Source organism: Marinobacterium sp. LSUCC0821, from assembly GCF_012848475.1.
GTDB lineage: Bacteria > Pseudomonadota > Gammaproteobacteria > Pseudomonadales > Balneatricaceae > Marinobacterium_E.
Genome location: NZ_CP051666.1, coordinates 914548 through 937337 on the forward strand (window position 1 = coordinate 914548; position 22790 = coordinate 937337).

The 22790-nt window shown below is 46.8% G+C and carries 24 protein-coding genes; 19 read left to right on the plus strand and 5 right to left on the minus strand.

The annotated features are described in order from the left end of the window. The first annotated feature begins 62 nt into the window (after positions 1–62). The 9 genes from HH196_RS04440 to HH196_RS04480 all read left to right on the plus strand — a co-directional run bounded on the left by HH196_RS04440 (position 63) and on the right by HH196_RS04480 (position 8765). Positions 63–440 carry a carboxymuconolactone decarboxylase family protein gene (locus HH196_RS04440; protein WP_169450908.1) on the plus strand — a complete coding sequence of 126 codons (378 nt, stop codon included), beginning with the start codon at positions 63–65 and terminating at the stop codon, positions 438–440. Between the two features lie 24 nt (positions 441–464). Then, a complete protein-coding gene (locus tag HH196_RS04445; RefSeq protein ID WP_169450909.1) occupies positions 465–1826 on the plus strand; it encodes an MATE family efflux transporter in 1362 nt (453 codons plus the stop codon). Next, a complete protein-coding gene (locus tag HH196_RS04450; protein WP_169450910.1) occupies positions 1801–2847 on the plus strand; it encodes a DUF3080 family protein in 1047 nt (348 codons plus the stop codon). Before HH196_RS04445 ends, HH196_RS04450 begins: the two co-directional genes overlap by 26 nt. A gap of 224 nt (positions 2848–3071) precedes the next feature. Next, entirely contained in the window at positions 3072–4214 is a 1143-nt protein-coding gene (locus HH196_RS04455; RefSeq protein ID WP_169450911.1) for a TRAP transporter substrate-binding protein, read from the plus strand. 57 nt (positions 4215–4271) lie between these two features. Further along, positions 4272–4865 (plus strand): TRAP transporter small permease subunit, encoded by a 594-nt coding sequence (locus HH196_RS04460; RefSeq protein WP_169450913.1) that lies wholly within the window; start codon positions 4272–4274, stop codon positions 4863–4865. 1 nt (position 4866) lies between these two features. Next, positions 4867–6288 carry a TRAP transporter large permease subunit gene (locus tag HH196_RS04465; RefSeq protein WP_169450915.1) on the plus strand — a complete coding sequence of 474 codons (1422 nt, stop codon included), beginning with the start codon at positions 4867–4869 and terminating at the stop codon, positions 6286–6288. 1 nt (position 6289) lies between these two features. Next, positions 6290–7639: an amidase gene (locus tag HH196_RS04470; RefSeq protein WP_211160819.1), complete on the plus strand. Its 1350-nt coding sequence runs from the start codon at positions 6290–6292 to the stop codon at positions 7637–7639. Then, a complete protein-coding gene (locus tag HH196_RS04475) occupies positions 7639–7803 on the plus strand; it encodes a hypothetical protein (protein ID WP_169450918.1) in 165 nt (54 codons plus the stop codon). The genes HH196_RS04470 and HH196_RS04475 overlap by 1 nt, the downstream gene beginning before the upstream one ends. Next, positions 7803–8765 (plus strand): D-glycerate dehydrogenase, encoded by a 963-nt coding sequence (locus HH196_RS04480; protein WP_169450920.1) that lies wholly within the window; start codon positions 7803–7805, stop codon positions 8763–8765. The genes HH196_RS04475 and HH196_RS04480 overlap by 1 nt, the downstream gene beginning before the upstream one ends. 39 nt (positions 8766–8804) lie before the next feature. On the opposite strand, the gene HH196_RS04485 is transcribed toward HH196_RS04480, so the two are convergent. After that, a complete protein-coding gene (locus HH196_RS04485; protein WP_169450922.1) occupies positions 8805–9173 on the minus strand; it encodes a hypothetical protein in 369 nt (122 codons plus the stop codon). 145 nt (positions 9174–9318) lie between these two features. Here HH196_RS04485 and HH196_RS04490 point away from each other — a divergent pair, with 145 nt between their 5' ends. The 6 genes from HH196_RS04490 to HH196_RS04515 all read left to right on the plus strand — a co-directional run bounded on the left by HH196_RS04490 (position 9319) and on the right by HH196_RS04515 (position 16272). Next, the gene (locus HH196_RS04490) at positions 9319–9621 is read left to right on the plus strand and encodes a hypothetical protein (protein ID WP_169450924.1); all 303 of its coding nucleotides are present in this window, start codon (positions 9319–9321) and stop codon (positions 9619–9621) included. Beyond that, positions 9599–10282, plus strand: coding sequence for a hypothetical protein (locus HH196_RS04495; RefSeq protein WP_169450926.1), 684 nt, complete (start codon positions 9599–9601; stop codon positions 10280–10282). The genes HH196_RS04490 and HH196_RS04495 overlap by 23 nt, the downstream gene beginning before the upstream one ends. Before the next feature lie 181 nt (positions 10283–10463). Further along, entirely contained in the window at positions 10464–11918 is a 1455-nt protein-coding gene (locus HH196_RS04500) for a circularly permuted type 2 ATP-grasp protein (protein ID WP_169450928.1), read from the plus strand. Positions 11919–11941: 23 nt separating this feature from the next. Continuing rightward, positions 11942–12910 (plus strand): alpha-E domain-containing protein, encoded by a 969-nt coding sequence (locus HH196_RS04505; protein WP_169450930.1) that lies wholly within the window; start codon positions 11942–11944, stop codon positions 12908–12910. 33 nt (positions 12911–12943) lie between these two features. Next, entirely contained in the window at positions 12944–15394 is a 2451-nt protein-coding gene (locus HH196_RS04510; RefSeq protein WP_169450932.1) for a circularly permuted type 2 ATP-grasp protein, read from the plus strand. Beyond that, a complete protein-coding gene (locus tag HH196_RS04515; protein ID WP_211160820.1) occupies positions 15391–16272 on the plus strand; it encodes a transglutaminase family protein in 882 nt (293 codons plus the stop codon). Before HH196_RS04510 ends, HH196_RS04515 begins: the two co-directional genes overlap by 4 nt. Before the next feature lie 43 nt (positions 16273–16315). On the opposite strand, the gene trxC is transcribed toward HH196_RS04515, so the two are convergent. Next, on the minus strand, positions 16316–16741 hold the full coding sequence (trxC, locus tag HH196_RS04520) for a thioredoxin TrxC (RefSeq protein WP_169450934.1): 426 nt from the start codon (positions 16739–16741) through the stop codon (positions 16316–16318). Between the two features lie 149 nt (positions 16742–16890). On the opposite strand from trxC, the gene HH196_RS04525 reads away from it, so the two are divergent. Both HH196_RS04525 and HH196_RS04530 read left to right on the plus strand, forming a co-directional pair. Further along, complete coding sequence (locus HH196_RS04525) at positions 16891–17460, plus strand: cysteine dioxygenase (protein ID WP_169450936.1); 570 nt, start codon at positions 16891–16893, stop codon at positions 17458–17460. Positions 17461–17483: 23 nt separating this feature from the next. Next, entirely contained in the window at positions 17484–18581 is a 1098-nt protein-coding gene (locus tag HH196_RS04530; RefSeq protein WP_169450938.1) for an enoyl-CoA hydratase/isomerase family protein, read from the plus strand. Between the two features lie 73 nt (positions 18582–18654). Here the strand turns inward: HH196_RS04530 and HH196_RS04535 are convergent, their stop codons facing one another. Together HH196_RS04535 and tusA are read right to left on the minus strand one after the other, a co-directional pair. Next, a complete protein-coding gene (locus HH196_RS04535) occupies positions 18655–19224 on the minus strand; it encodes a ProQ/FINO family protein (RefSeq protein ID WP_248276896.1) in 570 nt (189 codons plus the stop codon). Beyond that, entirely contained in the window at positions 19224–19490 is a 267-nt protein-coding gene (tusA, locus tag HH196_RS04540; protein ID WP_169450940.1) for a sulfurtransferase TusA, read from the minus strand. The genes HH196_RS04535 and tusA overlap by 1 nt, the downstream gene beginning before the upstream one ends. Before the next feature lie 114 nt (positions 19491–19604). Between tusA and HH196_RS04545 the strand changes: the two genes are divergently transcribed. Continuing rightward, a complete protein-coding gene (locus HH196_RS04545; RefSeq protein WP_169450942.1) occupies positions 19605–19886 on the plus strand; it encodes an antibiotic biosynthesis monooxygenase in 282 nt (93 codons plus the stop codon). Here the strand turns inward: HH196_RS04545 and rlmM are convergent. Further along, positions 19883–20944: a 23S rRNA (cytidine(2498)-2'-O)-methyltransferase RlmM gene (gene rlmM / locus HH196_RS04550; protein WP_169450944.1), complete on the minus strand. Its 1062-nt coding sequence runs from the start codon at positions 20942–20944 to the stop codon at positions 19883–19885. The two genes, HH196_RS04545 and rlmM, sit on opposite strands and share 4 nt — an antisense overlap. A gap of 406 nt (positions 20945–21350) precedes the next feature. Here rlmM and ccoN point away from each other — a divergent pair, with 406 nt between their 5' ends. Beyond that, positions 21351–22790, plus strand: coding sequence for a cytochrome-c oxidase, cbb3-type subunit I (gene ccoN / locus HH196_RS04555; protein ID WP_169450947.1), 1440 nt, complete (start codon positions 21351–21353; stop codon positions 22788–22790).

Consider the following 22790-nt stretch of genomic DNA (forward strand, 5'->3'; position numbering starts at 1 on the left):
ATAAACTAGCCGGACTGAGTTCCGGCTTTTTTTTGCCCCAAAGAAGATATCAGGAGATAGATATGGAAAGTTTTTTCGATAAAGGTTTAGAGATGCGTCGTTCAACACTGGGTGCCGAGTATGTAGATAAGAACCTAGCCGCAGCAGACGATTTCAACCGCCCCTTCCAAGAGGCAATGACCGCTTGGTGTTGGGGTTTTGGTTGGGGTGATGATGCGATTGATCCTAAAACACGCTCATTGATGAACCTCGCCATGTTGGGTGCTATGGGTAAAAGTCATGAGTGGGCAACCCACTGTCGCGGCGCGCTAACCAATGGCTGTAGTGTGGAGGAGATTCGCGCAGCAATTCATGCAGTTGGTATCTATGCTGGCGTGCCTGCAGCAGTAGAGTGCTTCCGAATTGCACGTACAGTTTTAGAAGAGGCTGGCAAACTCTAGAAAATAGCGTAGAGTGGCCGACCTATGTTGCGCCTATCAGAACAAACTCGCCATGAATTGACCAAGCTTTTCGCCTTAGCTTGGCCGCTACTGCTTGCCCAATCAGCACAAACTGCAATGAGCATGACAGATACCTTCATGGCCAGTGGTGCAGGCGCAGACCAGCTCGCAGCGATTGCCCTAGGCTCAGGTATTTGGGCTCCGTTGGTCATTGCGCTGTCAGGTTTAATGATGGCCCTTACACCGATTGTGGCTCACCACGTTGGTGCCGAGACACACCATGAGACACCTTCGGAGTTGTATAACAACCTCATCATCACCTTGATTATTGGTTTAGTAAGCTGGCTCTTCTTAAATGACGCATCGGAGCCAATACTCAGCTGGCTAGAGGTTGAACCCGCACTCAAAGTGATCGCAATTGAGTATGTAGAGGCGATTAGCTGGGGTGTGCCAGCGATGCTACTCTACCAATCCCTCAGAGCGTTTGCCGAAGGGCACAGCCAAACCAAGGTGGTCATGAAGATTGGTGTAGCCGCGGTTCTTATCAATATTCCGCTCAACTATGTGCTGATCTTCGGCAAATTCGGCCTGCCTGCGATGGGCGGAGTGGGATGTGGCTGGGCAACTACGATTGTCTTCTGGCTCATGTTTATCGCTGGCCTCACCTACCTGGGTATTAGCCGGCACTTCGCGCCACTCAAAATTTGGAGCCAAACTAAGCGCCCGTCACGGCCTAAGCTTAGTCATCAGCTTTCAATCGGAATCCCAATCGCTGGCGCACTCTTAATTGAGACCACCATGTTCTGCTTGATTGCACTCTTCCTGGCCAACTACGGTGAGGTGACACTATCGGCGCATCAGATCACCCTGAGTATCTCAAGCTTCATCTTTATGCTGCCTCTCTCACTCTGCCTAGCAATGACAGTACGTATCGGCCAGTTAAATGGTGCCAAGCGCTTTACTGAGGCACGATTTGTAAGCTTTTTAGGTCTAAAGCTATCCCTTGTGTTTGCCTGTACAACCTTCCTAGTACTGGTAACCCTGGCTCAGCCAATCGCAGAGCTCTACTCTACCGACCCAGAGCTGGTCAGTATGGCAGCTTATCTACTATCACTAGCAGCCCTCTATCAATTCTCCGATGCACTTCAGCTCTGTGCAGCCGGCGCGCTTCGCGGCTACAAAGATACTAAAATACCTCTCATATACGCGTTCATCTCTTACTGGATACTCGGGCTCCCAAGTGGTTATTACGCTGCGGAATATCTCGGCATGGGCGCTGCAGGCTACTGGATAGGCATTTTGATCGGTTTATCTCTTGCTGCCGTATTGCTGATAAGTCGACTAAACAAACTCTCAAAAGATGCGATGGCTCAGGCTCACATTTAGCACGCTATTACTTAGCGGCTGTATTAACTCAGACCCCGCTACCGATCTGGTTGAAACCTATGCCAGCCGGACGGCTAACGCCATCGAACAACCATTCGATCTTCAACTTAAAAAAACAGCAGAGCTCTACCCAACGCTCCCACTTAGGCGTGAGCGTTTAGCCCCCATAGAGCCGATACGTGAAGGATTACTTGAACTTCTAGATCTTCGTCACTGCAATCTAATGCAGCTTGTAGCGGAACGTAATACCAGTCTTGGCAGAGTCGCGACGGGTTCTCAACGGCTCATCTATGAACTCGAGTTTTTGCCCGCAGCCAAAGCGTGTATCAGAGATCTTGAAAAAGATCCTGACCGCCAAGAAATGGTCGCAAATTTAAAGAGTATCGTGGCGATTAAATCGGCGTCTTTACCCAATCAGATCTGGAACAGCATCTACACCTCGCCAGAGATGGAGCAGCACTTCTCATTGGGTGAACTCCCCCTTCCCCCGAATATGCCCGGTTTGATAACCCCAATCACACCCACGCTAGAGCGCTTCGCACAAATTTCAGCACTTACTCAACAATCCAATTGGCAAACCCCTGCTGATATCACCAACCTTGAGTCGCACTTTGAGATACTCTATCGCAGCCAATTTGGTGCGCAGTGGCTTGCATCAATGGCGCTGTTAACCCAAACCCTAGAGCAAACCGCCAGTGCAATAGAACTTAAACTCCAAGGCCGGCCAATCTGCTTTAACAAGCAACAGAACAATCAGTCAAAAATACTCTGGAATGTCTTCATGAATTTCTACGTCAATTCACTGCAACCCTATATCGCGCAGGTTGAAAAAGAGGGGCGTATTTGGAGTGAACTGAATCTACAAATTGCAAATAGATTACCGACCACCCATAGAAACTGGTTAGACCAGCTTATAGATACAGATGGCAAAGTATGGCGTCAATATCTTTCAGCAAGATCACGTCACACTAGGGCTTGGCAGGATATTCTTGATCAATGCGGGCTTCGACCAGGCATCTAAATCGTGGCAAACAATTTCACCTAGCGAAATTCAAACTGAGTGGAATGATCTAGCAGCAACCACTACTTCGTAATATTTTCGATTGAGTGAGATTTATCAGATGGAGGTCTAAGTAATCACACTCACTCTCCAGTTGATCCGTGGCAACCTCCACGCCATATAGGATCTGGATGCTCCAAACGTTATACGCAATAAAAAAATAAATCGTTAACGAGGTGTATTAAATGTCTACAACTGAAAACAAAGCGATGAACCGTCGCTCGTTCCTTAAGGGTGGTGCAGCTGCAGGTGCTCTTGCAGCAGGTGCTGTCGTGGCTCCAGCGGCTCTAGCTGGCTCACATAGCAAACCTATCACCATTAAAATGCAGTCTTCATGGCCAGCGTCAGATATCTTCCAAGAGATGGCTCAGCAGTACGCTGACCGTGTTGAGCAGATGTCTGGTGGTCGCTTGAAGGTTGAACTACTACCAGCAGGCGCTGTTGTTAAAGCATTCCAAGTATTGGATGCGGTAAATGACGGTGTTATTGATGCGGGTCACCAGGTGCCTGTTTACTGGTACGGTAAAAACAAAGCTGCGTCTCTGTTCGGAACAGGCCCAGTATTTGGCGGTAACGCTAATACTATGATGGGTTGGTTCTACAAAGGGGGCGGCCAGGAGCTTTACCGTGAATTGACTCAGGACATCATGGGTCTAAACGTAGTTGGGTTCATGGGCTTCCCAATGTTCCCGCAGCCATTCGGTTGGTTCAAAGGCGAAGTGAACAAAGCAACTGACCTTAACGGTTTCAAATACCGTACAGTAGGTCTTGCAGCAGACCTTCTTCAAAACATGGGTATGGCTGTTGCACAGCTTCCAGGTGGCGAGATCGTTCCAGCGATGGAGCGTGGGGTTATCGATGCATTCGAATTCAACAATCCAACATCTGACCGCCGTTTCGGTGCAGCAGACGTGGCTAAGAACTACTACCTAAGCTCTTACCACCAGGCATCTGAATCATTCGAAATCATCTTCAATAAAGATTTCTTCGAAACCTTGGATCCAGATCTACAGGCAATTCTTCAGTACGGTGTTGAGTCTGCGTCTACGGCAAACACAATGCTTGCGCTTGATCAGTACTCTCAGGACCTAATGGAACTTGAGCGCGATGAAGGCGTTAAAGTACACCGCACCTCGAAGGACATTCTTGAAGCTCAGATCAAGTCTTGGGACAAGATCATTGTTGAACTAGAGAAAGATCCGTTTATGAAGAAATGTCTCGACAGTCAACGTGCGTGGGTTGAACGCGTAGGTTACTTTGAGATCATGGCTGGTGCAGATGTAGTAACAGCCTACAATCACTTCTTCCCTGGCAAACTAAGCGTCTAATCAAAAGACTCTTAGTGGGTGGGGGCACTCTGCCCCCACCTTTTCGAGGAAAACAACATGCTAAGTTTTATTCGGTTTGCAGATAATCTATCCGCGTGGGTAGGTAAGTCTTTTGCATGGCTGATCATCGTCATGGCTTTCGGTGTTGGCTATGAGGTGTTTGTTCGATATGTACTCAACTCCCCTACTTCTTGGGCTTTGGATGTCTCTTTCATCATGTACGGGACACTGTTCATGATGGGTGGTGCCTATACGCTCTCAAAAAATGGTCACGTTCGTGGTGATTTCATCTATCGAACCTGGAAGCCAACGACCCAAGCTAAGGTAGACCTGACTCTATACATTCTTTTCTTCTTCCCTGGTGTTTTAGCTCTAATTTTGTCGGGCTGGAAATACGCTAGCCGATCATGGGGCTACGGAGAAGTTTCCGTGAACAGTCCTGCAGGCATCCCAATTTACCAATTCAAAATGGTAATGGTGGCCGCGGGTATTCTCCTTCTCATTCAAGGTATAGCTCAGGTTATGCGTTGTATCTACTGCATCAAAAATGGTAATTGGCTCAATGCAGAGGATGACATCGAAGAGACTGAGGTTATTTTGATGCGCGCTGCTGAAAACAGCGAAGACCTAAGCAGCATTAAGGACCGTTAAGATGAGTGATCCAATTATTGCAATTATCATGCTCGGCCTGTTCCTGTTTATGGTACTGCTGGGCTTCCCAATCGCATTTACCTTAATGGCGATGGGTATCGCTTTTGGTTACTACGCCTACTTTGATGCAGACCGCATGTGGCGCGTCTACGACAGGCTCGTGGATAAAGGGGTAGACCAATTTACACAATCTGAGGCGTGGATTGAGGGCCTCTTCAACAACCGAATATTTGACCTCTTCATTAACCAAACTTTCTCAGTAATGGCGAATGAAGTACTTACTGCCATCCCTCTGTTTCTGTTCATGGGATATATAGTAGAGCGAGCAAATATTGTTAACCGTCTATTCTCAACGCTTAACATTGCCGCTAAAAACGTCCCCGGATCTATGGGTGTTGCGGCGCTCATCACCTGTGCATTGTTTGCAACAGCAACGGGCATAGTGGGTGCAGTTGTAACGCTTATGGGTCTACTGGCCCTGCCATCCATGATCAAAGCTAGATACGACAATAGCTTCGCGGCAGGGATTATTTGTGCCGGTGGTACGCTAGGGATTCTCATTCCCCCGTCGATTATGCTGATCGTTTATGCAGCAGCTTCAGGGGTATCAATTGTCCGCCTCTACGCTGGTGCACTCCTTCCAGGTCTCACACTCACTGCGCTATACCTCATATACGTTGTGGTAAGAGCGAAGTTGCAACCAAGTGTTGCTCCAAAACCGACTAAAGAAGAGGTGCCTGACTTACCTATGGGCAAAGTCATTTGGATGTTGATCACCTCATTCCTACCGCTAGCCGCTCTTATTCTGTCGGTTCTTGGATCAATTCTTGGTGGCCTTGCAACCCCATCTGAAGCTGCCGCGATTGGTGCTCTAGGCGGTATCCTATTGGCAGCAATGTATCGCTCACTTACCTGGCAACGGCTTCGTGAGTCGGTTTATCTGACACTAAGAACCACAGCGATGGTGTGTTGGCTGTTTGTCGGTTCGTACACCTTCTCGAGTGTATTCTCATACCTAGGCGGTGAACAGGTAGTTGCGGAGTTTGTAACCTCATTGGATATGTCTCCTCTAGCATTCCTATTGTTAGCTCAGTTGATTATCTTCCTATTAGGTTGGCCATTGGAGTGGTCTGAGATCATCATTATCTTTGTACCGATCTTCCTGCCATTGCTGCCACTTTTTGGTATCGACCCGCTCTTCTTCGGAATTCTGGTCGCCCTTAACCTGCAAACCTCCTTCCTAACACCTCCGATGGCGATGTCTGCCTACTACCTCAAAGGTATTGCGCCACCGGAAGTGAAGCTGACTGAGATTTTCAAAGGCTGTATGCCATTCCTAGCACTGGTGTTTGTAGCAATGATCCTGATGTACACAGTCCCAGAGATCGTCTACTACCTACCTAACAAGCTATATGGAAGCTAATATGACAGACCAACAACAGACTACTGCACTAGCCCTGCGCGAACGGATGCGCGCAGGAGAGCTTTCCGCATTGGATGTAGTGAATGCATATATTCAACAGGTAGAAGCGCGTGAAGCAGATATCCAAGCCTTTAGCTGGTTTGATGCAAACTACGCAAGACAGCAAGCCGAACAGTTGGATCAGTATCGAATGCGCGGCTTACCTTTAGGCCCCTTACACGGCATACCTGTTGCTCTGAAAGACATTCTCAATACTAAAGCTATTCCAACTGAAAATGGCACACCCATTGATAAGGGTCGCGTACCGACTGAAGATGCAATAATCGTTCAGAGACTACGCTCTGCTGGTGCAATAATTTTCGCTAAAACACGAACAACCGAACTCGCTTTTTTGAATCCTTGTGAAACAAAAAATCCTCACAACCTTGAACGCACACCAGGGGGATCTTCATCTGGTTCTGCTGCCGCAGTTGCTGCCGGTATGGTACCGATTGCGATAGGTACACAAACCGGGGGATCAGTCATTAGACCCGCATCCTTCTGTGGTACCTATGCTATTAAGCCAAGTTTCGGACTTTTGCCTCGTACCGGCGTACTTATGCAATCACCTTTTCTCGATACCCTCGGAGTTTTTGCAACGTCGGTAGAGGATTTAGCACTAGTGATTGATGTGATAGCTGGCTATGACGCAAACGATAGTGCGACAACGTTAGAACCTAATCCTCAAACTCTAGCAACCTGTCAGGGCAAAGTTCCTGTAGCTCCGACCTTTGCACTTGTTGAGCCTCCCCATTACGAGCGCGCAACTGATGATATGCGCGATGCGCTCAACGAGCTTGGAGAGTTCTTAGGTGAAAATGTCTTTTCAACAACACTACCTAAAGCGTTTGAAGAGGCAATAACCGCCCGTGAAACCATCAATTTTGCAGAGATGGCTAAATGTTATTACCGGTACGCAAACAACCACTCTGCTAAGCTTTCAACGATTCTCTCAAACGCTATTAGCAAAGGTGAGACCACCACTGCACGTGACTATATTGCTGCACTGGATTGGCGCGATCTTCTGAATGCGGGGTTGGAGGAATTTTTTGAGCGCTGTGATGCCTTAATCATTCCTTCAGCGTTAGGTGGCGCACCCGGCTTAGAGACAACAGGAGATGCTGTGTTTAATGGTATCTGGACCCTGTGTGGCAACCCGGTCGTGAACCTTCCCCTCTTTACAGACAGTGAAGGAATGCCAATGGGAATTCAGATCATAGGTAAGCGTGGCGATGACGGTAGAACGTTGCGAACAGCACGCTGGTTAGTCAAACAACTACAACAAGAAGTAGCCACTCAGGAGGTTGCCTAATGAATACAGTTCTTTCACTGTTCAGTTTCACACTACTGACCGTTTTCCTTGGAATCCTTGCCTTCAAGGTGATGGAGATCGATCTTATTCTTGTCTGTGCAGCAGCCGTGCTTATGTGCGGATATGATTTCATTCGTTCGGTACGTGCCAACGAGGAGCACTGATGGCAAAGCCAGTGCTATGGGTGACGCGCCAGCTTACAGACCCTGTAATGGCGCGAGCTCGATTGGATTACCAGGTCATTGAAAATCGAGATGATCATGTCATGACGAGCGAAGAGTTAATCCGAGCAAGTCGCGACGCTGATGCAATGCTGATCTGTCACTCTGAGATCTATACAAAGGATGTTGTAGCGCAACTTGATCCCAGACTTAAGATGATCGCTAACCACTCAGTTGGAACAGATCATTGTGATCTTCAAGCCCTTGCGGATGCAGGAATTTGTGTAACTAACACCCCTGATGTTTTGAGTGATGCCACCGCTGAAATAGCGATGCTATTGATGCTAGGTGCAGCCCGCAGAGCCTATGAAGGTGACCATATGGTGCGTACCGGAATTTGGCATGACTGGGCGCCGAAGATGATGAATGGTTTTCAAATAACTGGAAAGAGACTGGGCATCGTCGGCATGGGGCGCGTAGGTCAGGTAGTTGCAGAGAGAGCTCGTGGATTTGATATGGAGATCCACTACCACAATCGCTCTAGACTGCCCGCTTCGGTTGAAAAAGGAGCTAAATTTCATTCTGAACTAGAGTCGCTCCTATCTGAAGTAGATGTTGTCTCTCTGAACTGCCCAGCCTCAGCTGAAAACATCAATCTGATGAATGCAAAACGCTTTACACAAATGAAGGCTGGCTCAATTCTTGTAAACACAGCTAGAGGGGCATTGGTGGATGAGGATGCACTACTCGATGCACTTAACAGCGGCCATGTTCGCGCAGCTGGCTTAGACTGTTTCAAAAATGAGCCCGGTGGCAACCCGAGTTTTTCAGATATTCCACAAATCTTTATGCTGCCTCATATAGGTTCGGCAACAGATGATACGCGTGCAGCAATGGGTTTTAGGGCCTTAGATAATTTAGACGCATTCTTCTCTGGTAAGGAACCTAGAGATAAAGTGAACTAATCAATTAAAAGGGCCTGCAGTAGCAGGCCCCTTTTATTCTTAGTGGTACCGACGATCGGAGTGATCACGATCTTTTCGATCACGACGTTCTACCCTGCTCTCATGATGTTTCGGTTCCCAACGCGAGGTTTTGTAACGTTTGCTTGAGTGCGAATGCGAGCGTTTTGCTGGAGCTGGATAGTAATGGTGCTCAACCACATGTGGAGCGTAGTGTTTTGCGGGTGCCGCACTGACATGAACATCAACTTCATCAAAGCTGTTCGCGATAATTGCTGTTGTAACCGCGCTTGCGATTAGGATTGCAGCTAACTGGTCGTTATCTCTTGATCCCGCTTGCGCTGATGAGGTTCCTAAAGAAGCCCCTAGAAGGGAAACTGTTAAACCTAGACTGATCATCAATTTTTTCATGCTGTCATCTCCATCTGTTTAAGTGACGAGCTCAGCATCGATCAAAATCAAATGTTATGCTAAAACAACACTTTGTAATCAGATAACAGCACCCTAATCATAGGCTGTTATTGAATAACATGGCCGGAAAAGGTTCCCTAGCGCTATGAAAAGATTAATCACACCCCTAGCTTCGGCCTTAGTCACATCACTGTTTGTCGCAACCTTCTCGGTATCGGCAAATGCTGAATGTTTCTATAGTTACAAAGCGAAACGCGACAACCCACTACAACTACACTACGGAATCATCAAAGTAGATGGCCCTTGCCAGCAACCCCCTCCTTCACGGGAGATAGCTTCACGTATAGCGCGTGATGGCTGGTCTCTGCTTTCAGTAGTAGGAACCGTTGCGCAACCTAAACTCAATTCAGAACGGGAGCGCGCTGGTGAATACTTCCTCAAATACTAAACGCACCATTCCTGTGAAACCTATTCTAGCTATCTCAATAGCAGGAAGCTTGGCGCTATTTGCTTGGTTGCTTTTCCGTTTGCCAGACCCTTCGGTATTTAACGCTAATGTTGAACGTATCTTCGTAGAGACAGACCTTAGTAGCCAAGCAGATATCAAGTTGCTAGAGGTTCTCGCTGCTTCAGGCTCACTGTTTGAGTCATCACTGAACCTCTACCGAGAGATCATCCTTACCCTGCTGGTTTTGAGTATTACCCTAGTTGTCACCAGCATCGGCCTTCTACTGGCCAATCTATCTATTCGTCAGCAGTTTAATGAACTTAAAACTCGAGCTCTTAATCCGCTCTCTCTCGAGCTGCTGCGAGAACAGAACTTAGTTCGCATCAACGAGGACAACTTCACGCTCACTAAAGGCAATATCGAAACCCTCGCCCTCTTCATGGAGGCGCGCCAAGATTCAGAGTACCTAAGCGGGGTTCAAATCGAATCGATGATTAGCGGTAAACCACTCTCTGAGTGCGATGAGGCGTCAGGTGTAATGCGTATCAAACGACTGCGCGACAATCTAGGGAATCAACTCGTTAGCGATCTTCTAGTCCGCCATATTCCCGGTAAGGGCTACCTGCTTGATGTCGATACCGAAGCGATCACTTTGAAATAAACAGTTCTGGTTCAATTCACCGATATAAATACACTTTCAGATAATTGGCACACTCATTGCAAAGATAGATAAAGCGCGTTTTTGGGGCTAATAAGCCCCGGATAATAGACAAAATGCACTATTAAAGTGCAACTAGGCTATGGCTACGCACCAAAATTTATCTTTCTTGAGGTGCCTTTAAATGGTATTTGATTGGTCAAACTACTGCTCTCCGACAATTTATGATGAGCTGATTGATGCTAATTGCTCTCCTCGACCCGCAGCTCAGAGACTGATCTCCTACATGGAACAAATGTCTCCAGATGAACTCAACTCTCGAAAACAGATGGCGGATGCAACCATCCGGGAACTAGGTGTCAGCTTCACAGTTTATACCGATGAAGGGAACATAGACCGTGCTTGGCCTTTCGATATCATCCCTCGCGTAATTGACTGGAACCAATGGAAACGCACTGAACAGGGGCTCAAACAGCGCCTAACAGCATTAAACATGTTTATTAATGATCTATATAACGATCAAAACATTTTAAATGATGGTGTTGTACCCCGCGATCTCATTGAAAATTCGAAAAACTTTCGTCGTGAATGCATGGGGATCAAACCTGCACACGGCGTTTGGGCACACATTTGTGGTACAGATTTAGTGCGTGACCAGGATGGTGAGTTTTATGTGCTTGAAGATAATCTCAGAGTCCCCTCTGGCGTCTCGTACATGTTAGAGAACCGTGCGATAACCAAACGAGTTTTGCCAGAAGTATTCCAGAAAGAGAATATTCGACCAGTAGATGACTACACGAGCGAACTGCTCTCAATGCTTAACTCTGTTGCACCGACTGGAGTATCTAAACCAACCATCGTTGTTTTAACCCCTGGCATTTACAACTCTGCTTACTTTGAACACGCCTACTTGGCACAACAGATGGGCGTAGAGCTGGTGGAAGGGACGGATCTATTCGTTGATGCCAGTGATACCGTTTACATGCGCACTATTGCGGGGCCAATTCGTGTCGATGTTATCTATCGCCGAATAGATGATGAGTTTATTGACCCAGAGGTATTCAGAGAGGATTCAATTTTAGGTGTTCCTGGGCTTATGCGAGCTTGGAAGAGCGATAAAGTGGCACTTGTTAATGCACCCGGTGCTGGAGTTGCAGACGACAAAGTGATCTACGCTTATGTACCAGCGATCATCAAATACTATCTAAATGAAGAGCCCCTGATAAACAATGTTGAAACCTACCTCTGTTCGGATCCTGAGCAGCGTGAATATGTGCTCGCAAACTTAGAAAAGCTAGTGGTTAAACCTGCCAACGAATCAGGCGGATACGGAATGCTGGTTGGCCCACACTCAACCCCAGAGCAGATTGCTGAGTTTGATCAACTGATCAGAGAGTCACCCCGAAACTATATCGCTCAACCTACCCTTTCACTCTCAACAGCCCCAACCATCGTTGAAGAGAATGCTATCGAAGGGCGTCACCTAGATCTGCGCCCATTCATATTGCAAGGCAAAGATACCTATGTAACAACCGGAGGTTTAACCCGAGTAGCAATGAAAAAGGGCTCTTTGGTTGTTAACTCTTCTCAGGGTGGTGGCAGTAAAGATACTTGGATCGTTGATCTCGGGAACGCTTAGATCGACTTCACAGGAGAAAGAATATGTTAGCTAAAGTTGCAGAACGCGTTTATTGGATTTCACGCTACTTAGAACGTATTGAAAATACGGCTCGAATTATCGATGTATACGATCAATTACTCTATGACCTACCGACAGAGGTCAGTATTAGCTGGTACTCCTTAATTGAGTTGAGCGGCCTGGAACAGCCCTATGCTGAAACGCCTGGGCTAAAATGCGAATCAGATGTGATTCAGTTTTTGATAAGTGATCTTAGTAACCCTAGCTCTATCGCATCTAACTTAAAAATGATCCGAGAAAATGTCCGTACTACCCGTGATGTTCTACCAGAGCAGACTTGGGAACAGATCAATGAGTTTAATTACTATCTTCTTTCCCATCTTCACGACGGCAATGTTCGTCACACAAGACACTCTTTTCTAAAGCATATTGTGGGACGCTGCCAACGCCTTCACGGCCTATTAACTAGCACTATGGCCCACGATGAAGCTTGGCAATTCCTGCGCTTAGGGCGCGATATTGAACGTGCTGACATGAGCACTCGAATCATCGACTCAGGTGCAGCAGCACTGATAGAGGAGAATGGCGAGGCCAGCATCAATTTGGAACAGGTAATCTGGGGGCATGTCCTTCGATCTGCAGAAGCTTCAAGTAGCTATAGAAGAATTATTCGTGGGCCAGTCAGTGCCGACGATGTCATCTCATTTCTACTAGCCGATGATCAGTTCCCTCGCAGTGTTGCATTTTGTATTCGCGAAATGCGTGAAAGTGCCAGTCAACTTCCTCATGGGGAGAGATTATCTTCTGAAGCGATGCGACTATTGCTCGGCACCCTATCAGAAGTGATTACGAATCGAAGTGCGCTTAGCCTACGAGACTATATAAATCAGTTACAAATTGAGATCAGCGATCTCCATAACATTATTGCGCAACGATGGTTCGGATATCAGAGCTTTGAAGATGACCTATTCGAATTGATTGCTGAAGCTTAGAATCTATCTAATATTTACAGATTAAGCGTTAAGATGTCCCAACCAGAATTTGAGTCAACGCCAGACCCGCTCATCCAAATGAATGAATTGATTGAGCGTTTCGGTACCGAAGGTTTGCGCCAGCGCCAACTTATCGCTAACCGTATGCTTCGACAAGCAGGTGCGCACTATACACGGAGTGTCGGTAAACGAAATTCGCAGATAAAAGATTGGGCGCTAGATCCGATACCTGTGGTAATTAGTGCACAAAGTTGGAAGACGATCGAATTTGGCATTTCGCAACGAACTGACCTCCTTAACAAGATTTACAAAGATATCTACAGCGATCAGATACTGATCAAAGAAGGAGTTATTCCGGCCTCATTGATCTACAAGAATAGCGGTTATCTCCGCGCACTTGGTAATCAAAACAGCAAAGAGATTGGTAATATAATCTTATCTGCTAGCGATCTCATCGAGAGCGAAAAAAATGAGTTCTGTGTTGTCAGCGATCGTATTCAGGCCCCGAGTGGCCTAGGCTATGCCCTGCAAAATCGACGAGTAACATCTCAACTCTATTCGGAGCCACTTTTTCAGGAGAGAACAAGTAAGCTCTACGCCATATTTAATTCGCTCACAAACTCCTTAAAAGCACTTACAGGTAAAGAGAACCCAAGAGCAGTAATCCTAACGCCAGGCTCCCTTAGTGAGACATTTTACGAGCAGAAATTACTCGCTAGCTATTTAGGACTCTCCATCGTTGAGGGGCGAGACCTTACTGTTTCCAATGGTAGAGTTTGGTTTCAATCGACTGAGGGTGAAGAAGCCATAGACGTTATCATTCGGCGTGTAGATCAGGATTGGTGTGATCCTGTTGAGCTTCGTGGAGAGTCACTACTCGGTGTCCCTGGGTTAGTCGAAGTTATTCGACAAGGAGGCGTGATACTAGCTAACCCATTAGGTACGGGCGTACTCGAATCCCCTGCTCTGCTGAAATATCTACCAGCAATCTCACAGTTTTTCGGCGAAGATCAACTCAGCCTACGCTCAGTAGAGACACTTTGGGGCGCAGAAGATCTTGAGCAGACACTTGACCAGCTTGCTGAAATGATTATTAAGCCGTTTCAACGAGATGGGCGTAACAGCGGCTCTATTTATGGACCGGAGCTATCTGATAAACAACTCGATACATTGCGCAACAAGATTAAAAAATCACCTGAACAATTTGTCGCGCAAGAGATTATTCATAGCATCCAACGAGCATCCTGGCAGAAAGGAGATCTGGTTAAAAGAGGATCCATAACGAGAACATATAGCGTCTTCGATGAGAATCATTATCAAGTAATGCGTGGCGGCTTTACTCGATCAGAAGTGATTAGCTCACGTGGTATCTTTACCAATCAATTAGGTGCAATAAACAAAGACACCTGGATTGTTGGAACGGGCGTCACTGATGAATATAAACTTGATCTCACACTAACTAGTGGTCACACGCCAAAGCCAGGACACGAAATCCGACTCAATGAAAACTTATTTTGGATCGCCCGATATCTGGTTCGCAGTGAAACCCTTCTGTCATCGCTGGATACCCTTATACAGACTGTTTCTGAAAAGAGTTTAGACGCTTACCAAGCTCGCTCATTACTCTCCCTCATCAACAAACAAGCTGATGACACACTGGACGCTTTAGTTCTGCAATTTCAAGATTTACCGCTAACCAATGATGCAATTTACCGACTACTCCAGGTCGCTGAGCTAGGCTCAATACAAGGAACACTTCAAAGCGTTCTGTTTGCATCTGAATCTATCTTTGATCAATGGAGTGGCTCAATACAGCGCACACTAAACACCGTTCAAGAGATACTTATCCAGTTAAACAAAGAGAGTTATCTACCCAACGAATACAGAGAGTTGGCATTAATGATTTCTCATCTGCAATCGCTTGTTCGCTCTCTACAATCGGCGATTCCTGAAACAGGCAGTCATGAGACAGCAAAACAACTTTATCAGGTCGGTAATGAGATCGAGAAAGCGCAGCAGATCATCATCAAGTTACAACACCTGATCAGCCACCCATTAGATACACCAATATTCAGTAATCTGATGCTCTTTGATCAAAACCTATTTGGCAACGATCTCTTTGGACAGTTCACTCAGCAATATCAAACCATTGGCGAAGTGTTGGAGTTACTTGCAGGCGATCACCGCTCTCCTGACTCATTAGCACACGTTATCGATAGCTTAAACCAAGCACTACTAAATCTTGATCGCGAGCACCAGAGCTCACTGCTACCTAGCTATAGAGAGCCGGTTCTAGAGATGGTCCAAGACCTGCAAGAGATTCGTTTTGATGAATCATCAGAACAGCAGACTACCAAGAGTTGGATCGAATGTTTCCAACGATGGGAAAAGATGCTCAATCGAATTGCATCCGAGATTGAACAGAGCTACTGCGGTGAAAAACTCACCCCTCGTATGTTCTCTCCCAGGACGAGCCTACGATGAAATACTCTGTTCGTCACCTTACTGAATATCACTATCAAAGCAGTGTATTCAAAGCTTTTAACCGAGGGCATTTACTCCCAAGCACAACTTCGGGCCAAAGCCTGCTCAACCAACAGATCACAATCACGCCAGAACCGAGCTGGAGAACTGTAAATACCGATATCTACGGCAACAGTTTCCTCTACTTCATTCTCTCAGAGCCACATCAAAATCTGAAAATTGAGATCAAAAGTACTCTTGAAGTCATTGATGATACAACGCACTTCACACCGAAGAGGGATTTATCCGTTGGAGAGGCTTTGAGTGAAATTCAACAATTGAGGATTAGCAGCCCTGAGATAGAGGAGTTTCTAAACTCTTCACCTTTTGTAAATAAATCTAAGGCCCTTTTTAAACTTGGAGCACCCTATTTCACTGACACAAGTAGGTCGCTGGTTTCATCTATCTTCGCTTTTACACAGCACATTTTCGAAGAGTTTGAATATTCACCAGGTTTCTCAAATGTAACCACACCAATCACTGAAGTGCTCGAACACAAACGGGGAGTTTGCCAAGACTTCGCACATATCTCTATTGGCGTATTAAGAAGCATAGGACTCCCCGCTAGATATATCAGTGGATATCTTGAGACCCTTCCCCTGCCCGGCCAAGAAAAGTTGATTGGCTCCGATGCATCGCACGCATGGTATGAAGTTTTTATTCCTGGAGAAGGATGGTTTGGCTTTGACCCAACAAATAACAAGGTAGCAGGCCATCAACACATCATCACAGCTCGCGGAAGAGACTACAGTGATGTCTCGCCACTGCAAGGCATCTTCTTTGGAGATACCGGAGAGCAAAGTATGAGAGTTGAAGTAGATGTGTTACCAGAAAGGTAGATCAATGTGCCTGTAAAAAATTAAACAGGCACACCAAAAATATTTAACCAATCCACTGCTGTAGCTGGCTGATGTTCATTGCACCGGATTGGCGCTTCACCTCTTTACCGCCTTCAAATCGCACAACCGTGGGCAGGCTTCGAATGTAGTATTTCTGTGAGAGACCTGGCTCTGCTTCAGTGTCGATTTTTACGAAACGCACATAGGGCTCCATACGTTTTGCAGCTTCTGCAAATGCTGGGGCCATCATACGACAAGGGCCACACCATCCTGCCCAGAAGTCGACGATTACAGGTAGGTCAGTGTTGCGCACAAACTTAGCGAAGTTGTCGCTATTAAGCGCTAACGGCTGACCGGTAAAGATTGCTTTACGGCACTTACCACAGGCAGGACCCCGATCGAGCTTGTCTTTAGGGACGCGATTGGTTGCCAAACAGTGTGGACAACTTAAATTTACACTATCGCTCATCGAGCACTCCTTATATATTCAATAACCCTAATATATAGGCGTTTTCTGAGAGTTCAAGTGGCATTGCAAAAATGAACCGCCCAAAAGTCTATCTTCAGAATTGCAGCGATCTGTTTTACCCTTGGGGAATATAACTAAGAGAGGCCGCAATGCAGATTCTTTCAGGCAAAATGGAACAGTTTATCCAGCAGATGACGCAGCTTATTGATGCTGGAGCTGAAGAGCCAGAACTTCTTAATCAAGGTGCCAAACACCTCGGCGAATTAGTGGCCAAAGATGACTGGTTACCAGAAAGCTGCACACTGCCTGATCCTAAGTTCTACCGACAGTACCTACTCTACTGCGATCCACAGGATCGCTTTTCAGTCGTGAGTTTCGTGTGGGGACCTGGGCAAAAGACCCCAATCCACGACCATACAGTCTGGGGCCTTATTGGTATGCTTAGGGGCGAAGAGATCGAAACCAGCTTTACCTTCGATGAGGGGAAACTTATCGAGGGTGCCACTGAGAAGCTATCGCCTGGCATGGTTGGCAAGGTCTCACCCACTATTGGCGACGTGCACCGCGTTGCCAATGCGCTTGATGACCAGGTCTCCATTAGCATTCATGTCTATGGTGCTGATATTGGCAAGGTAAACCGACATGTATTCACAGAACAGGGCGAAGTAAAACCCTTTGTTTCAGGTTACAGCAACAGCTCACTCCCTGACTTTAATTAATCTACACCGCTTTAAGGATCACTATGAGTTGCGTTCTCTTTACTGAGCACCCTACCCAATCAGGCCATAAAATTCTCGAAATCACTCTAAATGCAGAGCGTTCACTTCACGCCCTTTCACTAGAGATGATAGAGCTGATGCAACCCGCCCTTGAACAGGCACAGCAGGACGATGCAATCCTTGCGGTCGTACTTAACAGTACCGGAGAGAAAGCTTTCTGCGCTGGAGGTGATGTCGTTGGGCTCTACCGCGCCATCATTGCCGGTGATGATTTAGAGGCGCCAACAAACTTCTTTACCCGTGAATACACCTTGGACTACACCATCCACACCATTGCCAAACCGATCATCTGCTGGGGTAGCGGAATCGTAATGGGCGGCGGCATGGGCATCATGAATGGCTGTAGCCACCGTGTTGTAACGCAAACCACTCACATGGCGATGCCTGAGGTGACTATCGGTCTATATCCAGATGTCGCCGGTAGTTGGTTCCTAAACCGCATGCCAGGTCGAACTGGGCTCTTTCTTGGTCTAACTGGCAACCCTATCTATGCCGCAGACGCCCTCTACCTGGGATTAGCTGACCGTTTTGTTGATGCTGCTAAACAGCCTGAGCTAATTGAAAAGCTTAAAGCTGCAGATTGGAGATCGAATAGTCACATGACAGTGACTGCCATTCTAAGAGATATGGAGCAGGCCTCTCAGGCTGTCTATCGAACGGACTCCCCTATCCAAGACCACTTCCAATTCATTCAACAGATTACCGACAAGGATTCGGTAGCTGAAATCGTTGCAGCAATGGCCGAGATTGAGAGTGATGATCCTTGGATAGCACGCTCTAAAAAGGCGATTGGTCACGGCAGCCCACTATCAATTGTGTTGATTGCGGAGCAGCTTAAACGTTGCCGCCACCTATCGCTTAAAGAGGTCTTTAAGGCGGAACTTACTCTTTCCGTTCAGTGCTGTATGAGTGGTGAGTTTGCTGAGGGGGTTCGAGCGCTTCTGGTTGATAAGGATGGTTCACCCAACTGGCGTTACAATTCAGTGAGTGAGGTACCTACTGAAGCTGTTGCCGCCCACTTTGTGGAGCCTTGGGGCAACCACCCTCTCGCAAATCTGTAGGAAACAGACCAATAAAAAAGGCTGCCTCGTCTCCGAGGCAGCCTTTCTGAATCTTTAATAATTAAAGAATCAATTAACGGCGATTAGTCTTCGCTACAAGCGCTTCTAGCTTGTTAGATATGCGCTCATCACGCTCGTTATTACGCTGCTCTTTACGCTGTTGGTTGATACGCTCTTTACGACGCGCTTTATACTCATCCAACTTAGCTTTAGCGTGTTTTTCATCGTCTGCAGTCACTTCACCCGCATCAGCACCGGTTAAGTCAACACGCTGAACACCTGCAACCATTGAAGAGAGGTAGCGAGGGTTACGAACGTATGTCGCCAAGGCGCGCTTAATTTTACCGCGGCTTACTTTCTCATCACTTACCAGATCATCCTGAATACCGATTTTAAGTGGCTTCGGCTCATCTAGACTGAAGGTATTTGGGTAACTCTCAATAAGAAGCTCTACGGCTGCTTGGTTCGCTTCGCGATTTTTATTGCGAGGCGCGGTTTGAGTCTGTTCTGTCAACGCTCTATTCTCTTTGACTGCATGGCCGTTAGACGCACGCTTGTTACTTTCTAAACGCTGCAACGCATCTTCAGCTTGGCTGATCATACGCTGCGTATCTTCTACGATCTGGCTGATAACTTGACTCATCAGCCTTTCCGAATCCTAAACATATATAGGTCATCTTGCACCTCTTGAGATACAAGTTCATGGCCTAAAAAGTTACAAAACTTTGGAATATCGCGCTGTGTAGATGGATCTGTCGCTAGCACTTCAAGTTCATCACCCACCGCAATGTCGGCGATTTTGTTGTGCAACATCATGACGGGCTCGGGGCAAAAGAGACCACGTGCATCAAGTTGCTTGGCTTCAGATTCACTACTCACTGAGCTATTCCTTGTTTCGTTGCAAGGCATTGTCGCAAATAGTCACCCTAAACTCCAATAGCAAAAGGGCCCTTTAACCCTTTACGGCTCAATTAAGTGAGACTATTCTGAAAATTGAACCAAGCGGACTTAGGAATAAAACAAATGATAAAAGTCTTTATTAACCGCAAAGTACCGACGGAACTGGAAGATGCATACACAGAGCTTGCTAAAGAGACACTGCATGCTTCGATGCTAACCCCTGGATTTATAAAGGGTGAAGTGATGCATGACATTAATGATCCAGAGCATCGATTAGTGGTAGCCACCTACCGCTCACTCGCCGATTGGCAACGCTGGTACGAATCTGCTGAGCGTCGCGCCCTAATGGATAGATTGCGCCCAATGTTAGAGCGCGATGAGCTGATTAAGATCTACGAACACTAACCTAGTTCTAGATAGCAGGTAATCTCTTCACGGTCGTGGTACAGGTGCCTGCTCTCTAATCGATAACCCACATCATGCTCTTGCAGAATCGTCTCAAGCTGCTCTAGACAGTCTGCGACCTCGGCATATCGCTGCTTCATAGGAAGTTTAAGGTTAAAGATCAATCGATCTGCCCAACCATTCACAGCCCACTTAGCCATCAACTCAATCACTTGTGATGGTTTTTCAACAACATCACAAACCATCAAATCAACAGGCTTACCTGGCGCAAAGGTAAATGCATCTTCACGTTTATGATCGACTTGGCCTGTCTCCATCAGGTCATCATTCATAGGCCCGTTATCGACAGAGGTTACAAACATGCCGAGCTTAACCAACTGATAGGTCCAACCACCTGGAGCCGCACCAAGATCCACAGCACGCATGCCACCGACAAGACGCTCAGGCCACATACGTTTAGGGATGAAGTAGTGAAACGCCTCTTCAAGTTTCAAAGTAGAGCGGCTTGGCGCATCGGCAGGAAACTTCAAACGGTTGATCCCCTGCTCCCATCGCGAACTATTCACTAGGGGCGAGACACCTACCCAGATGCGATTATTGGCCAGAACCAAGAGATGAAGGCGCCAGTCAGCCTTACTTTTACGCGGCAGCATCAACTCCTTCTGACGTAGCGCTGCGGCGGCGGCACTGCCAAGCTTTTTGGCAAATCCATTAAGGTTGCGACCATCTGTAGTATCGGCCGTTTCCGACCAGAGCTCTGCAGCTTTAGGAAGGCGAGCTACTGCCTCACTAATAGGTGTAACCCTATCCTTGCCTGGCAAGTTATCGAGTAACTCATCACAAGCCACCCACTGCCGAGCGAAGATAAGATCGCGAAAACGCAGCTTCTCCAAAATGGTTAATGAAGTGTGCGGCGGATTTACTACAAACTCTATGTAGCCCTGCAGCGCTTCAAATTTAGGATATCCGTAGATACCTGCATCAGCGGCTTTAACAGAGATTTCACTCGCCGCTTCAGATTCAAAGCCACTGCGGCAGTAGATAAGTAAGGTGCTCAAGAGTTTTATCCAGATAGGTCATAAAGTTGGCGAAGTTTAACTTCTCAATGGAATTAAAGCCAAAAATCATAGAGCTCATAACCAAAAATTGCCTAATTGACACAAATCAATTTAATGCGACCTTTATACAAAGTTAGACGGGTTATAAATTGGTTAATAATTAATCGAAATATATCTAAAACCAAAAGAAATAATTACAAAATCATTACAAAACAATAGCTTAAACTTTACATAACTTTACAAAAGCTCAAAAAAATCGCTACCAAGCAATGAACTATCAATAAGTTACCGCAGTGCAACAAAAGGGTAAAAAAGCCCGTAATTCATTGAAAAACGTTGATATATCAAAGATAATTCGTAACGGTTTCATAAACTTCAATTCAACTAAGCTTGATGAGAGCATAAAATGAGCACTGCAACAGCAAATACGACATACAACTATAAGGTCGTGCGCCAGTTTGCCATCATGACAGTAGTCTGGGGCATAGTGGGCATGTCGATGGGTGTACTCATCGCTGCACAGCTGGTCTGGCCGGCACTTAACTTCGACACTGCATGGTTGTCATTTGGACGTCTTCGTCCACTTCACACCAACGCAGTAATTTTCGCCTTCGGCGGTAGCGCACTCTTTGCGACGTCTTACTACGTCGTCCAGCGCACCTGTCAGACTCGTCTATTCTCAGACGGTCTAGCAGCCTTCACATTCTGGGGCTGGCAGGTAGTGATCCTAGCGGCAGCGATTACGCTACCAATGGGTTTCACATCTTCTAAAGAGTACGCTGAGCTTGAATGGCCAATCGATATTCTGATCGCAGTAGTATGGGTTTCATACGCAATTGTGTTCATGGGTACCGTTAAGAACCGTAAGACCTCTCACATCTATGTGGGTAACTGGTTCTACATGGCTTTCATCATCACCGTTGCCGTTCTTCACATAGTGAACAACCTCGAAATGCCAGTAACACTGTGGAAATCTTACTCGGTTTACCCAGGTACTGTAGATGCGATGGTTCAGTGGTGGTACGGTCACAACGCGGTAGGTTTCTTCCTAACTGCAGGCTTCCTAGGCATGATGTACTACTTCGTACCTAAGCAGGCTGAACGTCCAATTTACTCTTACCGTCTATCAATCGTTCACTTCTGGGCGCTAATTGCGACCTACATGTGGGCGGGCGGTCACCACCTGCACTACTCAGCACTTCCAGACTGGGCTCAGTCTGTAGGTATGATCATGTCCCTGATCCTTCTTGCTCCATCTTGGGGTGGTATGATCAACGGTATGATGACGCTGTCAGGTGCTTGGCACAAACTACGTACGGACCCAATCCTACGTTTCCTTGTTGTCTCTCTATCATTCTACGGCATGTCGACCTTCGAAGGTCCGATGATGGCGATTAAGACTGTAAACGCACTTTCTCACAACACTGATTGGACTATCGGCCACGTACACGCTGGTGCCCTAGGTTGGGTTGCGATGATCTCTATCGGTGCGGTTTACCACATGATTCCGAAGCTATTTGGTAAGGCTCAGATGTACTCTACTGGCCTAATCAACACCCACTTCTGGCTAGCAACTATCGGTACTGTTCTTTACATCTGTGCGATGTGGGTAAACGGTATTCTTCAGGGCCTAATGTGGCGTGCAGTTAACGAAGACGGCACCCTAACCTACTCTTTCGTAGAAGCGCTTGAAGCGAGCCACCCTGGTTACTTCGTTCGCTGGTTGGGCGGTATGTTCTTCGTGACAGGTATGCTAATCATGGCTTACAACGTATGGCAGACCGTACGTGCTAATAGCACTGTAGCAAATGCTGAAAATCCAGATCCAGCAGCAGCTGCAGCGTAA

Coding starts and splice junctions, on each gene's coding strand:
- HH196_RS04445 (WP_169450909.1), top strand. CDS start 465: ATGTTGCGCCTATCAGAACAAACTCGCCATGAATTGACCAAGCTTTTC.
- HH196_RS04485 (WP_169450922.1), bottom strand. CDS start 9,173: ATGAAAAAATTGATGATCAGTCTAGGTTTAACAGTTTCCCTTCTAGGG.
- HH196_RS04440 (WP_169450908.1), top strand. CDS start 63: ATGGAAAGTTTTTTCGATAAAGGTTTAGAGATGCGTCGTTCAACACTG.
- HH196_RS04480 (WP_169450920.1), top strand. CDS start 7,803: ATGGCAAAGCCAGTGCTATGGGTGACGCGCCAGCTTACAGACCCTGTA.
- HH196_RS04545 (WP_169450942.1), top strand. CDS start 19,605: ATGATAAAAGTCTTTATTAACCGCAAAGTACCGACGGAACTGGAAGAT.
- HH196_RS04490 (WP_169450924.1), top strand. CDS start 9,319: ATGAAAAGATTAATCACACCCCTAGCTTCGGCCTTAGTCACATCACTG.
- HH196_RS04515 (WP_211160820.1), top strand. CDS start 15,391: ATGAAATACTCTGTTCGTCACCTTACTGAATATCACTATCAAAGCAGT.
- HH196_RS04455 (WP_169450911.1), top strand. CDS start 3,072: ATGTCTACAACTGAAAACAAAGCGATGAACCGTCGCTCGTTCCTTAAG.
- HH196_RS04475 (WP_169450918.1), top strand. CDS start 7,639: ATGAATACAGTTCTTTCACTGTTCAGTTTCACACTACTGACCGTTTTC.
- HH196_RS04465 (WP_169450915.1), top strand. CDS start 4,867: ATGAGTGATCCAATTATTGCAATTATCATGCTCGGCCTGTTCCTGTTT.
- HH196_RS04470 (WP_211160819.1), top strand. CDS start 6,290: ATGACAGACCAACAACAGACTACTGCACTAGCCCTGCGCGAACGGATG.
- HH196_RS04505 (WP_169450930.1), top strand. CDS start 11,942: ATGTTAGCTAAAGTTGCAGAACGCGTTTATTGGATTTCACGCTACTTA.
- HH196_RS04535 (WP_248276896.1), bottom strand. CDS start 19,224: ATGAGTCAAGTTATCAGCCAGATCGTAGAAGATACGCAGCGTATGATC.
- HH196_RS04510 (WP_169450932.1), top strand. CDS start 12,944: ATGTCCCAACCAGAATTTGAGTCAACGCCAGACCCGCTCATCCAAATG.
- tusA (WP_169450940.1), bottom strand. CDS start 19,490: ATGCCTTGCAACGAAACAAGGAATAGCTCAGTGAGTAGTGAATCTGAA.
- trxC (WP_169450934.1), bottom strand. CDS start 16,741: ATGAGCGATAGTGTAAATTTAAGTTGTCCACACTGTTTGGCAACCAAT.
- HH196_RS04450 (WP_169450910.1), top strand. CDS start 1,801: ATGCGATGGCTCAGGCTCACATTTAGCACGCTATTACTTAGCGGCTGT.
- HH196_RS04530 (WP_169450938.1), top strand. CDS start 17,484: ATGAGTTGCGTTCTCTTTACTGAGCACCCTACCCAATCAGGCCATAAA.
- HH196_RS04525 (WP_169450936.1), top strand. CDS start 16,891: ATGCAGATTCTTTCAGGCAAAATGGAACAGTTTATCCAGCAGATGACG.
- ccoN (WP_169450947.1), top strand. CDS start 21,351: ATGAGCACTGCAACAGCAAATACGACATACAACTATAAGGTCGTGCGC.
- HH196_RS04460 (WP_169450913.1), top strand. CDS start 4,272: ATGCTAAGTTTTATTCGGTTTGCAGATAATCTATCCGCGTGGGTAGGT.
- HH196_RS04500 (WP_169450928.1), top strand. CDS start 10,464: ATGGTATTTGATTGGTCAAACTACTGCTCTCCGACAATTTATGATGAG.